Here is a 13,630-nt window from a genome sequence, read left to right on the forward strand (position 1 = left end):
TCCCGCAACAAACTGCGGGAAAACTTTTTTAAACTAAATGTAAAAAATCCAGCAATTCTGTGATTATAATAGATTAACGTTCACTTCCTTTTATAATCGCCACTCCAGAACTAGTACCAATTCTTGTCGCACCGGCTTCTATCATCATGATCGCAGTTTTATAATCGCGGATTCCGCCAGATGCTTTCACGCCGAATTTCGGACCTACTACTGCACGCATAAGCTTCACATCGTCAACTGTTGCACCACCGGTAGAAAATCCTGTCGATGTTTTGACAAAATCTGCTCCGGCTTTTACAGCTAGCTCACACGCTTTTCTTTTCTCATCAACATTTAATAGACATGTTTCAATAATCACCTTTATCAAAGCTTTTCCGTTTGCCGCTTCAACGACAGCACGAATATCTTCTTCAACTGCATGATAACGCTGATCCTTTAATGCGCTGATGTTTATCACCATATCTAATTCCGCTGCACCTTTTTGAACCAACTCTGTCGTTTCATATGCCTTTACTTCAGTAGTTGTTGCTCCAAGCGGAAAACCAATCACTGAGCAAACTTTCACATCTGATTTTTGCAGCAAATTAGCTGCTGTTTCCACCCATACGGGGTTAACACAGACAGATGCAAATCCGTACTCCTTCGCCTCAAAACAAAGCTTTTCAATATCTGCCTGCGTGACATCCGGCTTTAAAACAGTATGGTCAATATACTTCGCAATATCCCTTTTCATGAGAAGGCTCCCTTCATAAAAAGTGGTACAGCTTACATCAAAGTCTGTTTTACGCAAGAAAAAGCTAGATTAAGAAGACTTCTGTAAATAGTCTTCATCGACTATACGGACTACTTGTCCTTCATTATATGGATAGCCAGCCTTAGTTAATTTCACCTTCACAATTTTCCCAACCATCTCTTTCGTCGCCGGAAAAACAACTTTTAAATAATTGTCCGTATATCCTTCATATTTGCCGCTGTCTGGAGCTTCTTTATAAGGTTCTTCTGGAATAACCTCCAGTACTTGTCCCTCAAATTTTGAGGCATATTCTTTTGCTAGTTGATCGCTTAATGCGATCAGCCGGTGTACGCGTTCGTTTTTTATGTCTTCGTCAACTTGATTTTCCATTCGGGCAGCTGGTGTTCCTGTCCGCTTCGAATAAGGGAAAACATGAAGCTCAGAATAACGGTGTTCTTTAACAAAGTTGTATGTTTCCATAAATTCTTCTTCCGTTTCACCCGGGAAACCTACAATCACATCAGAAGTTACCGCAAGCCCAGGCAAAGCTTCCCGCAGCCGTTTCAGACGCTCAGCATAAAATTCCGTCGTATATTTACGGCGCATCCGCTTTAAGACGCTGTTTGATCCTGATTGAAGCGGAATATGCAAATGGCGGACAATTTTATCGGACGTTTTCAGCACTTCAATTACTTCATCAGTTATTTGGCTCGCTTCAATTGAAGAAATTCTAAGCCGCTTTAATCCTTTCACTTCAGAATCAATATCGCGAAGAAGCTGCGCAAAATTATAATCTTTTAAATCTTCCCCATATCCTCCTGTATGGATGCCGGTTAAAACAATTTCTTTATATCCAGCATCCACCAGCTTTTGAGCCTGTTTAATCACTTCTTTTGGATCCCGGCTCCGCATGAGACCGCGTGCCCAAGGAATAATACAAAACGTGCAAAAATTATTGCAGCCTTCTTGTATTTTTAAAGACGCCCGCGTCCGGTCTGTAAAGGAAGGTACGTCCATCTCCTCGAATACCCGAGCTTTCATAATGTTTGTCACACCGTTGATCGGCTGGCGCTCCTTCTTAAACTGCTCAATATAATCGAGCATTTTTTTTCGATCTTGTGTACCGACAACGATATCAACCCCAGGAATAGCCATGACTTCTGCGGGTGCCGTTTGCGCATAACAACCTGTAACGCAAATAACACTGTCAGGGTTTTTGCGGATCGCTCTCCGTATTACTTGGCGGCTTTTTTTATCACCTGTATTCGTCACCGTACAAGTGTTAATGACATATACATCCGCAATCGCTTCAAAATCCCGGCGCTCATATCCCGCTTCTTTAAATAGCTGCCAAATAGCTTCTGTTTCATAATGATTTACCTTACATCCTAATGTATGAAAAGCAACAGTCGGCATGTTTTTCACCTCGACAGTTCAAAATGATAGGATACTGCAGATAATAAATAAAGAGGAGCCGTTTCCGCCCGCAATATTCTCGGACCTAGCCCGCATAAAAGAAAGCCGTTATCGGATAACTGCTTAATCTCCTCGGCTGTAAAACCTCCTTCTGGTCCAAAAACAGCGAATAATGATCCTCCCCGCTGCAAAGAATTTAAAGCACGAAATAAATTGCTCGTTTCACCTTTTTTTGCATGCTCTTCATAAGCGACAATTTTTACATCGGCTGATGCAGCATAAGAAATGACATCCTTTAATGAAGCTGGCTTCGTCACCTCAGGAATTATGGTCCGATGTGACTGTTCCGCAGCTTCTTTCGCAATTTTATTCCACCGCTCTAATTTTTTATTTATTTTACCTTCATTTAATTTTACAATTGAACGAGCAGCATTAAAAGGGATAAACTTGGAAGCACCAAGCTCCGTCCCTTTTTGAATGACGAGCTCCAATTTATCCCCTTTAGGCAGCCCATTCGCTAATATCACTTTTACCGGAAGCTCGGAATTGTTCTCGATCCACTCTAAAATGGAACAGCATACTTTATCGGCAGATATTTGAACAATTTGGCAAAGGGCTGAATATCCATCCTTTGTTACACATATAATTTGATCATTCTGTTTCATCCGCATCACCCGGGAAATGTGGTGGACATCTTCCCCGGTGATGTCAATAATATCAGTTAATTCTTTTTTTGCATAATGAATAAAATAACGCTGCATCTTCAATCCCTCTATTTTTTTGCGATAAAGGCGACCCAATCTTCCATCGTCATCGTCTCTTCAATCGTAAAACCAGCTTCGATTAAAGCTTGCTCCACTTCGTGTTTTTTGTTTTGAATAATTCCGGAAGTAATAAAATAACCGCCGTTTTCTAAACGCTCATGCGCATCACGAACAAATCGCAATATGACTTCAGCTAATATGTTTGCAACAATTACGTTCGCTTTAACATCGATATCGTCCAACAAATTGTTTTGCTTGACTTGAACAAGATGCTGCACTTTATTCAATTTAACATTTAATCGCGCGCTGTCCACTGCAACTGGATCCAAATCAAGTGCGATGACTTTATCGGCCCCCAGCAAAGCACTCGTGATGCTCAATACGCCTGACCCTGTACCGACATCAATTACAATATTTCCCTTTTGCACCTTTTTTTCAAGTGCTTGTATGCAGAGAACTGTTGTTGGATGGGTTCCAGTTCCAAACGCCATACCAGGATCCAATTCAATGATCAGTTCATCGGTGTGAGCAGGTTCATACAGCTCCCATGTGGGGACAATCGTAAATTTTTTTGAAACCTTCACAGGACGGTAATATTTCTTCCAAGCGGTAGCCCATTCTTCCTCATTAACTTCACTAATTGTAATATGGTTCCGCCCCAAATCAATATCATACAACAGCAGGTTATTTATCCGTTCTTTTATCCCTTCCACCGTCTCGCCTAAAAAGCTATTCACAGGAAGGTACGCTTTAATGATGACACCTTCATCAGGATAGTCTTCAGGATCAAGCTGATATATTTCTCCATATTGATCTTCTCTTTCTTTTATAAGATCATACGGATCTTCAATAACTACTCCACCAGCACCCGCTTCATGTAAAATATTAGAGATAGGTTCAACCGCTTCTTCCGTTGTATGGATGCTAATCTCTGACCACTTCATTTTAGTAACCCCAATCCTTTAATCTCCTTTAAACGCCCGCTTCACTTTATCAAAAAAACTTTCTTCCTGTACATCAGGTTGATTCCCGCTGATAGCCGCAAATTCCCGCAGCAATTCTTTTTGTTTTTCCGTAAGGTTAGTTGGTGTAACGACGCGAACAGTTACATATTGATCTCCTATGCCATGGCCGTGAACATTTTTGATCCCTTTTCCAGACAGTCTGAATTTTCGGCCTGTCTGCGTGCCTGCAGGTATTTTTAATTTCACTTTACCGTATAAAGTAGGAACTTCAATCTCATCTCCAAGCGCAGCTTGTGCGAATGTCAGCGGCATTTCACAATAGATGTCATCACCATCGCGGACGAAAAATTCGTGTTCCTGTACGTGGAAAACAATATATAAATCACCTGATGGACCGCCGTTAATTCCCGGCTCTCCTTTCCCTTGTATGCGGAGCTGCTGACCGTCATCTACACCAGCTGGAATTTTTACTTGGATTTTTCTGCGTTTCTTCACTTTTCCGCTGCCGCCACAAGTTGTACAGCGATGTCTGATAAATTTACCTGTTCCGTTACATTGATAACAAACGCGCCGATTCACAAAAACACCAAAAGCTGTTCGCTGCTCTGAGCTGATTTGACCCGAACCTCCGCAATGCGGACAAGTTTCCGGAGTAGTACCAGGTTTCGCTCCTGAACCGTGGCAAGTATCACATGTTTCTTCGCTAGGAATTTCAATTGTCGTTTCCTTTCCGAACGCAGCTTCTTCAAATGAAATCGTCATCGTATATTGAATATCTGCACCTGCTCGAGGAGCATTCGGATCTCTTCTTCTTCCTCCGCCAAAGATCGAACTGAATAAGTCATCAAATCCAAATCCCCCGAAATCCGCTTCAAATTCTTCACCGTTAAAGCCGCCGAAGCCTTGAGTAGCACCTGCATGACCGTAGCGGTCATATTGGGCTCTTTTTGTGTCGTCGCTTAACACTTCATACGCTTCTTTTACTTCTTTGAATTTTTCGGGCGCGTCTGGGTCTTTGTTAATATCCGGATGATATTTTTTGGACAGCTTGCGATAGGCTTTTTTAATCTCCTCTTTTGTTGCGTTCTTACTAACTCCAAGCACCTCATAGTAATCACGCTTCGCCATATATTCACACTCCCGATTTCTCACATAGAGTAAATTTTAACATTGACAAACGGAAGAAAGCAACTGTTAACCGCCTTTACTGAAAAAAGTCAAAGTCAAGACATGCCTGACTTTGACTTATCCATTTTCAGATTAAAACATTTTATTTGTCATCTACTTCTTTATATTCAGCGTCAATCACATCATCGTCATTTTTATTTTTGTTTTCAGAATTATTTTGTTGATTATTTGTCTGTGCTTGTTTAGCCGCTTCCTCATAAAGTTTTACAGAAAGGTTCTGAACGATTTCTTGAAGTTCTTCTTTTTTCGCTTTTATTTGATCGAAATCATTTTTATCAATCGCTTCTTTTAATGCGTCTTTTATTTCGTTTGCTTTTTTCACTTCTGCTTCATCAACTTTTCCTTGCAGCTCTTTTAATGTTTTCTCTGTCGTAAAGACAAGCTGGTCAGCTTCATTTCTCAATTCTGCCTGTTCTTTTCGTTTTTTGTCAGCTTCAGCGTTTTCTTCCGCTTCCTTAATCATGCGCTCAATTTCTTCTTCGGATAATCCCGTGGATGATTTAATTGTAATTTTTTGTTCTTTTCCAGTTCCTAAATCCTTAGCACTTACGTTCACAATTCCGTTTTTGTCGATATCAAACGTTACCTCGATTTGCGGCACTCCTCGCGGCGCAGGCGGGATATCTGTTAATTGGAAGCGTCCTAATGTTTTATTGTCAGCAGCCATCGGACGTTCCCCTTGCAGAACGTGAATATCGACCGCAGTTTGGTTGTCAGCAGCAGTTGAAAAGATTTGCGACTTGCTCGTTGGGATCGTAGTGTTCCGTTCAATCAGTTTTGTAAACACTCCGCCCATCGTTTCAATTCCAAGCGATAATGGAGTAACGTCTAGGAGCACAACGTCCTTCACATCACCTGTGATGACACCGCCTTGAATTGCAGCACCTAACGCAACGACTTCGTCCGGGTTAACGCCTTTATGAGGCTCTTTGCCAATTTCCTTTTTAATCGCTTCTTGAACAGCAGGAATCCGAGTGGAGCCTCCGACTAAAATTACTTTATCGATATCGTTTTTCGTTAAACCAGCGTCGCTCAATGCTTGGCGAACAGGACCCATAGTTTTTTCTACAAGATGCGCAGACAATTCTTCAAATTTTGCCCGCGTTAATGTCACTTCCAGATGAAGCGGTCCTTGTTCACCTGCAGTAATAAACGGCAAAGAAATTTGTGTTGATGTTACGCCTGATAAGTCTTTTTTCGCCTTTTCCGCAGCATCCTTCAATCTTTGCAGAGCCATTTTGTCTTTGGAAAGATCAATGCCATTTTCTTTTTTAAATTGATCTACTAAATAGTCAATAATGACTTGGTCAAAGTCATCACCGCCGAGATGGTTGTCGCCCGCTGTTGCTCTTACTTCAAAAACACCGTCCCCAAGTTCAAGAATGGACACATCAAATGTACCGCCGCCCAAGTCATAAACTAAAATGGTTTGATCTTCATCCATTTTGTCAAGACCGTAAGCTAAAGCAGCTGCAGTCGGCTCATTGATAATCCGTTCAACTTCAAGACCGGCTATTCTTCCTGCATCTTTTGTTGCTTGGCGCTGAGCATCGTTAAAATAGGCAGGAACAGTAATGACAGCTTTTTCTACTTTTTCCCCTAAATAATCTTCTGCATACGATTTTAAATGCTGCAAAATAATAGCAGAAATTTCCTGCGGCGTATATTTTTTTCCGTCAATCTCCACTTTGTAGTCAGTTCCCATGTGGCGTTTAATAGAAATAATTGTATTTGGATTCGTGATCGCTTGGCGTTTTGCAATTTCACCTACTTGACGCTCGCCGTTTTTAAATGCAACAACCGACGGTGTCGTCCGGTTTCCTTCTGGGTTTGGAATCACTTTCGGTTCGCCGCCCTCCAGAACCGCTACACAAGAGTTCGTTGTTCCTAAGTCAATACCGATGATTTTACCCATATATCACAACCTCCTGCTAATTATCATATGTAATTACTCATTAACCTTTACCATAGATGGTCGAATAACCCGGTCTTTCAGTTTGTAGCCTTTTTGCAGCTCTTCCACAACAACATTGGATTCGAAATTTTCGTCTTTCACTTGCATTACAGCTTGATGAAGGTGCGGATCAAACGGTTTCCCAACCGCTTCGATCACTTCAACTCCTTCATTTTCAAGTGCTTGAAGGATCTGACGGTAAACCATTTCCATGCCCTGCAAAACGGATTTTGTTTTTTCATCCTCTGCCTCAATTTTCAACGCCCGTTCAAAATTATCAATTGCAGGCAAAAGATCTGATATTAAACTTTGCGCACGATATTTTTGCTGTGCTTCCATATCAAGCCTGCTGCGCCGGCGAAAATTTTCAAAATCGGCTTGAGCTCTGAGCATGCGATTTTCCATTTCCTCCAGCTTTGCCTCAAGCTCAGCGATCTTTTCATTCGCTTTCACCAATTCCTCTTCAGCATTTGAAGAAGATTGTTCTTCACCTTTTTCCTCTTGGCTGCCCTCTTGGCGCAATTCTTCTTGATCAGGCATTTCTTCTTTCTCGTTTTCGGCTTTCTCGTTATTGTATTCAACTTCTTCTTGGATTGTTTGTTCTTTTTCAGTCTGATCGTTTGCCATCATTTCACCTCCCTTAAAGTGCAAAGGAAAAGGGATGGAGAATTCCCCCATCCTATCCTTGATATAGCTTTGTTAAAACTTGTGATAAATCTTTCGAGAAAAATTTTAAAAGGCTGATGACCCTTGAATAATCCATTCGTTTCGGGCCAAGCACCGCGACTGTGCCGATTTGCTTCTCGCCAATTGAATAGGTGGCAGTAATTAAGCTGCAGTTTTCCATAGCAGATATTTTATTTTCCGTGCCAATTTTCACCGTAATGCCTGACGGGTTTGTCTTTAGCAAATCATACAGTTCATCTTCTTGTTCTATGAAATCTAAAAATGTTTGAATTTGAGAGACATCGCGGAACTCCGGCTGGCTCAAAATATTCGTTTTTCCTCCGAAATATATTTTTTCGTGACCTACATTCAGCGTGCCAGTAATCAATTTTAATAAAATATCATAATTTCTAATATGCTTCCGTAAAATGTTTGCAATTTCCTTGTATATTTTATCCTTTAATTCGCTTAGAGGCACGCCGGCAAGCTTTTCATTTAAAATATTTACGATTTTTTCCAGTTCACTCATGTCTATTTTTTCGGGAAAAGTAATCATTTTATTCTCAACATGGCCTGTGTTAGTTACAAATATGGCAACCGCCTTATCTTCGTTAATTGGAACGATTTGCAAACGTTTGAGTCGGTTCTCCGAAACTTTCGGACCTAAAACAATCGCTGTATAGCTTGTAAGCTCAGATAAAATTTGAGCTGATTTTTGAACAAGCGTTTCTAATTCATATATTTTCTCGGCGAAAATGGATCTTATCGCCATAATTTCTTTTTTCGTTAATTTTTTTGGTGACAATAAATGGTCGACATAGTATCTATACCCTTTTTCGGATGGCACTCTGCCTGATGACGTATGGGTCTTTTCAATCAATCCTAATTCTTCCAAGTCCGCCATTTCATTTCGGATTGTAGCCGAGCTGAACGTAATCGATTCCTTTTTCGATAAAGAACGGGAGCCAACCGGCTGAGCATATTGAATAAAATCATCAATTATAATTTGCAAAATTAATAATTGACGATCTGTCAGCAAGGAACATCACCTCTGTTAGCACTCATATTACTCGAGTGCTAATTCTATGATAAAGTTATCAAATGAAAGAAGAATTGTCAATTAACTAACTGCGAGAAATGCTTGAAATACTTCATTGCCTAAAAGCATTCCTTTTCTTGTTAAAAAAAGATGTGATGCACTTTCAGATAAAAGACCTTTTCTTAATTGTTCTTCAATTTGCGGGCCAAATACTTCCCCAACATCTAATCCGTATTTATCTCGGAACCGTTTTTTGGAAACCCCTCTAATCGTCCGCAATCCGAGAAACATTTCTTCCTCCATCATTTCTTCTTTTGTCAGCATATTCTCCGAAACAAAAGCCGTTCCATTATTTTTATAAATCATTTCAATATATTTTTTCAGCGGTCGAGCGTTTTCCCGCCGGATCCCGTCCAAATAGCTGTGTGCTCCAGCTCCAAATCCATAGTAATGGTTATTATGCCAATACGTTAAATTATGTTTGCTTTCAAAGCCTTTGCGTGCGAAATTACTTAATTCATACTGATGGTATCCGTGCCGTTCCATTTCATTCATAACGGTCTCATACATAAACGCCTCTTCCTCTTGAGAAGGAAGCAAAAGCTTTCCTTTTCGCATTAAATTATAAAACACCGTTTTCGGTTCTACGATTAGCGAATAAGCAGACATATGCTGGACCTCTAATGAAAATGCAACGGAAAGAGTTTCTTTCCATTCTTCTATCATTTGGCCGGGAAGACCGTACATAAGATCTATGCTAATATTTTCAAAGCCTAGCGATCTTGCCCGTTCAACTGCTTGAAAAACTGTTTCTTTATTATGAGTCCTTCCAATTTTTTTCAGCAATGAATCTTGAAAGGCTTGCACTCCGATGGATAGGCGATTGACTCCGGCGTTTTTCAATACAGACAGCTTTTCCATCGTTAATTGATCTGGATTGCATTCAACTGTAAATTCAACTACGGATTGCATCGGCAAAGTTTGATGTATGCTCTCCATTAAATGATCGAGCTGTTTGGCTGACAGGGAAGTAGGCGTACCGCCGCCGATAAATATCGTTTTTAATTCTTCATTTAATACTTGATCCTCCATTGCCTTTTTCATTTCCAAACACAGTGCTTGCAAATAGTCATCAACAGGCTGGTTTTGTAAAAAAAATTTATTGAAATCACAGTAGTGGCATATTTGTTCGCAAAACGGGATATGAATATACGCGGCTTCAGCCATTTTTCATTCTCCTGCCTTTCCAAAGCGCTAATGCCGCAGCAATGGCTGCGGCACTCGTCAACATCATTTTTGGTTTTCATCCATTTTCAGCACAGCCATGAAGGCTTCTTGCGGCACTTCGACAGAGCCGACTTGTTTCATTCGTTTTTTTCCTTCTTTTTGTTTTTCAAGAAGCTTCCGTTTACGCGACACATCTCCACCGTAACATTTTGACAACACATTTTTACGTAAAGCTTTAATCGTTGAACGTGCGATGACCTTGTTTCCAATTGCAGCCTGAACAGGAACTTCAAATTGCTGCCTTGGAATAAGCTCTTTTAATTTTTCAACGATAGCTTTGCCGCGTTCATAGGCGCTGTCACGATGAACAATGAAGGATAAAGCATCGATTTTCTCCCCGTTTAAAAGAATATCCATTTTCACAAGTTTTGAAGGTTTGTAGCCAATGAGTTCGTAGTCAAACGAAGCATACCCTTTTGTGCTTGATTTCAACTGATCAAAAAAATCATAAACGATTTCCGAAAGGGGGATTTCATAAACAATATTGACTCTCGTTTCATCCAAATATTGCATATCTATGAATTGGCCGCGTTTTCCTTGGCAAAGCTCCATCACCGCACCAACATAGTCGTTTGGAGCCATAATCCCGGCTTTCACATAAGGCTCTTCTATTCGGTCAATTTTTTGCGGATCCGGCATGTTCGAAGGGTTATCAACTTGAACCATGCTGCCGTCTGTTAAATAAACATGATAAATAACGCTAGGAGCCGTCGTAATTAAATCAATATGAAATTCCCTTTCAATTCTCTCTTGGATGATTTCCATATGCAGCAGACCTAAAAAGCCGCAGCGAAATCCAAAGCCCAGCGCTTGCGATGTTTCAGGTTCAAATTGCAATGCGGAGTCATTCAGCTGCAATTTTTCAAGAGCATCACGTAAATCGTTGTATTTTGCCGTATCTATTGGATACATCCCGCAAAAGACCATCGGATTTAATTTTCGGTACCCCGGCAGTGGCTCGGCAGCCGGATTGACAGCGCTAGTGATCGTATCACCAACTCGTGTGTCACTGACATTTTTAATGGAAGCCGTTAAATAACCGACGTCGCCAACCGTGAGCTCCTGTACAGGATGCGCTTTTGGCTTGAATACACCGACTTCCGTTACTTCAAATTCTTTCCCCGTCGCCATCATCTTTATACGGTCTCCGACTTTTACCGTACCATCAAAAACGCGTATATAAGCAACAACTCCACGGTATGCATCATACAGAGAATCAAATATAAGCGCTTTGAAAGGTGCGTCTGGGTCACCTTGCGGAGCTGGGACTTTTTGAACAATTTGTTCTAAAATTTCTTCGATGCCGATTCCTGCTTTTGCTGATGCCAACACAGCCTCAGAAGCATCAAGCCCAATCACGTCTTCAATTTCTTGTCGCACTCGTTCAGGCTCAGCGCTCGGCAAGTCAATCTTATTAATAACAGGCAAAATTTCTAAGTCGTTGTCAATCGCTAAATAGACGTTCGCCAGCGTTTGCGCTTCGATCCCTTGCGCCGCATCCACAACTAAAATGGCGCCTTCACAGGCAGCCAAGCTTCTCGAAACCTCATACGTAAAATCAACATGTCCAGGGGTATCAATTAAATGAAAAATATATTCATTCCCGTCTTTCGCTTTATATGATAACTGAACCGCATTCAGTTTAATTGTTATACCTCTTTCGCGTTCAAGATCCATCGAATCGAGCAGCTGCTCTTTCATTTCCCTTTGGGTAACAGCAGCTGTTTTCTCCAGAATCCGGTCAGCTAGTGTTGATTTCCCGTGATCTATATGAGCAATGATGGAAAAATTGCGAATTCTCTTCTGGCGTTCTAATTTTTCTTCCCTTTTCATATTTTTGTCACCACTCCTACTAGCCAACTACACTAGCTTTGATTATATCAGTAGAAAATTGGAGATTCAATGAAAATTTATTCTGTGATTGAATACGCAAAACAGGGATCAGAATGACTGTCTGAACCCTGTTTTGAAATAGACTAGACCTGCGGATTGCTTCAAGTCTTTCTTTTAAATTTGTTTAGGTGTATGCTTCAATCAGTTCCAATATTCCTTCAATGATCGCTGACGTTCCTTTTTGCACTAGATTCGCAAGCGATTTTCCAATTTGAGAGAAGAAATTGAATGCCTCTATTTTTTCAAGCTGCTCCTGCTTTTTTTGTAAATCGTGGCTTGTCACTTGATTTCCCAAAATCGTGGCTTCCAGTTTTCCGTCGTCCTTTTGCTTTAGTTGAACGGCTTCGACTGTCTCTTCCGTCTCATAGCCTCTCATTTGTTGAATGCCATGGCTCGCTTGCTGTATGCCAATTATTACTCCTAAAAACATAATGAAGGTTAGAAGCAGACTTTTGGCCATAAACTTCGCCATCAAACATTCCTCCTTTCAAGCCGTCACTCGTTTTGAACGCTCCCGCTCACCTTTTCTGCCTGCCAATAATATTCGCTAAATATGTTTGCAACAGCTTCGACAGTTCTGCTGAGTTCTTCCATGTTATTATCAACTCCCCCGAATTCAATCAGCAGCGAATTCTCTGATAAGTCTTGATTGTAAACGCCGTTAACTCCTTCGCCTTTTTTGGAAAACACACCACGGCTTAAGCCCGGATATTTCTTTTCAAACAATTTGTGCAAATTTTGTGCAATTTTTTTATTTTTATCAGCATTTGGATTATTCCCGCCAATCACAAATGCAATTTTGGCATAACTCTTTCCATTAATCGTAATGGTTGTTTTATCCCTTTTTTGTGAATCACGGTGGATGTCGAAAATGTATTGAAGATCTCGATTCGATGCCAATGCTTCTTGAACAACAGGTCTTGATGCATCATATGATTTGTAATATTTCCATTTTTTCTCATTTAATACAGTTTGAAAATTCGTTTTGTCCACAACCGCTCCTATTCCTCTTTCTTCAAGCTCCTGTCCAAACTTTTCTCCGACTAATGTGACATTCGCCTTTGAATGAAAAGGAGATTTTGCCCCATTTAATAAAGGATAATAAGATTCGGTCGTGTGAGTATGATAAATAAATACGACTTTTTTTCCATTTGTTGTTAAGTTAGGAGACTGTTTTGGCTTTTCCTCGCCTTCCACATCTTCAAGCTTGTCAATCGAAGCTTCCCTTTCCTCTAAAAGCACTTCTGTCGGGGGAGCGGATTCAATCGGCATGTTCGTATAATTCGTCCCTTCTCCAGCCACAATGATGTCGCCATCGAACAAAGTAAACCCTGGAAGCTCCCTTCCGAGCAAGCTGCGCGGATCATCAGGATTTATGCTTGTCGTTAATTGAAAAAGGACGGAAGAAACTGAAAAATCCGGTTTACTTTCTTCTAATCCTTGAGAAAAATAATGGTTTTCAAAGTTTAATAAATGAAGAAACATTCTGCCGTTTATATTTCCCGTGATTTCATGAATAGAACTAGAGGCGGGACGATATTCAATCTTAATCGACGTCAAAAGCCCTGTAATGAAAAACATAAAAATGATTAAAAAAAATCCCGCTAAGATGATTTTTTTTAAGCTTGTCCTATCAACTGTTACGACCATTCTGCGATGCTTCATGAAAATCCTCCTCCAAGGCTTGTCTACAAAATATGTATGACAGCACTGGGAGGAATAGAA

At 40.6% G+C, this 13,630-nt stretch carries 12 protein-coding genes; all 12 read right to left on the reverse strand.

Annotated elements, in window-relative coordinates; genetic code table 11:
• Nucleotides 1-73: 73 nt before the first annotated feature.
• Nucleotides 74-733 carry a deoxyribose-phosphate aldolase gene (gene deoC, locus NSQ71_RS12645; RefSeq protein WP_063388030.1) on the reverse strand — a complete coding sequence of 220 codons (660 nt, stop codon included), beginning with the start codon at nucleotides 731-733 and terminating at the stop codon, nucleotides 74-76.
• 69 nt (nucleotides 734-802) lie between these two features.
• A complete protein-coding gene (gene mtaB, locus NSQ71_RS12650; protein WP_066250569.1) occupies nucleotides 803-2,149 on the reverse strand; it encodes a tRNA (N(6)-L-threonylcarbamoyladenosine(37)-C(2))-methylthiotransferase MtaB in 1,347 nt (448 codons plus the stop codon).
• A 5-nt stretch (nucleotides 2,150-2,154) separates the two neighbouring features.
• Nucleotides 2,155-2,910, reverse strand: coding sequence for a 16S rRNA (uracil(1498)-N(3))-methyltransferase (locus NSQ71_RS12655; RefSeq protein WP_066250567.1), 756 nt, complete (start codon nucleotides 2,908-2,910; stop codon nucleotides 2,155-2,157).
• A gap of 11 nt (nucleotides 2,911-2,921) precedes the next feature.
• On the reverse strand, nucleotides 2,922-3,857 hold the full coding sequence (prmA, locus tag NSQ71_RS12660) for a 50S ribosomal protein L11 methyltransferase (protein ID WP_340734002.1): 936 nt from the start codon (nucleotides 3,855-3,857) through the stop codon (nucleotides 2,922-2,924).
• An 18-nt stretch (nucleotides 3,858-3,875) separates the two neighbouring features.
• Nucleotides 3,876-5,006 carry a molecular chaperone DnaJ gene (gene dnaJ, locus NSQ71_RS12665; RefSeq protein ID WP_063388026.1) on the reverse strand — a complete coding sequence of 377 codons (1,131 nt, stop codon included), beginning with the start codon at nucleotides 5,004-5,006 and terminating at the stop codon, nucleotides 3,876-3,878.
• A gap of 142 nt (nucleotides 5,007-5,148) precedes the next feature.
• Nucleotides 5,149-6,981 carry a molecular chaperone DnaK gene (gene dnaK / locus NSQ71_RS12670; protein WP_063388025.1) on the reverse strand — a complete coding sequence of 611 codons (1,833 nt, stop codon included), beginning with the start codon at nucleotides 6,979-6,981 and terminating at the stop codon, nucleotides 5,149-5,151.
• A 33-nt stretch (nucleotides 6,982-7,014) separates the two neighbouring features.
• Complete coding sequence (grpE, locus tag NSQ71_RS12675; protein WP_261308784.1) at nucleotides 7,015-7,647, reverse strand: nucleotide exchange factor GrpE; 633 nt, start codon at nucleotides 7,645-7,647, stop codon at nucleotides 7,015-7,017.
• 52 nt (nucleotides 7,648-7,699) lie between these two features.
• Nucleotides 7,700-8,725 (reverse strand): heat-inducible transcriptional repressor HrcA, encoded by a 1,026-nt coding sequence (gene hrcA / locus NSQ71_RS12680; protein ID WP_063388023.1) that lies wholly within the window; start codon nucleotides 8,723-8,725, stop codon nucleotides 7,700-7,702.
• Between the two features lie 81 nt (nucleotides 8,726-8,806).
• Nucleotides 8,807-9,952 carry a radical SAM family heme chaperone HemW gene (gene hemW, locus NSQ71_RS12685; RefSeq protein WP_340734003.1) on the reverse strand — a complete coding sequence of 382 codons (1,146 nt, stop codon included), beginning with the start codon at nucleotides 9,950-9,952 and terminating at the stop codon, nucleotides 8,807-8,809.
• A 63-nt stretch (nucleotides 9,953-10,015) separates the two neighbouring features.
• Nucleotides 10,016-11,845 (reverse strand): translation elongation factor 4, encoded by a 1,830-nt coding sequence (lepA, locus tag NSQ71_RS12690; protein WP_340734004.1) that lies wholly within the window; start codon nucleotides 11,843-11,845, stop codon nucleotides 10,016-10,018.
• A 184-nt stretch (nucleotides 11,846-12,029) separates the two neighbouring features.
• Complete coding sequence (locus tag NSQ71_RS12695) at nucleotides 12,030-12,377, reverse strand: DUF3679 domain-containing protein (protein WP_063388020.1); 348 nt, start codon at nucleotides 12,375-12,377, stop codon at nucleotides 12,030-12,032.
• A 23-nt stretch (nucleotides 12,378-12,400) separates the two neighbouring features.
• Nucleotides 12,401-13,570: a stage II sporulation protein P gene (gene spoIIP / locus NSQ71_RS12700; protein WP_063388019.1), complete on the reverse strand. Its 1,170-nt coding sequence runs from the start codon at nucleotides 13,568-13,570 to the stop codon at nucleotides 12,401-12,403.
• Between the last annotated feature and the right edge of the window lie 60 nt (nucleotides 13,571-13,630).

The organism is Aeribacillus sp. FSL M8-0235 (assembly GCF_038000355.1).
GTDB lineage: Bacteria > Bacillota > Bacilli > Bacillales > Aeribacillaceae > Aeribacillus > Aeribacillus composti.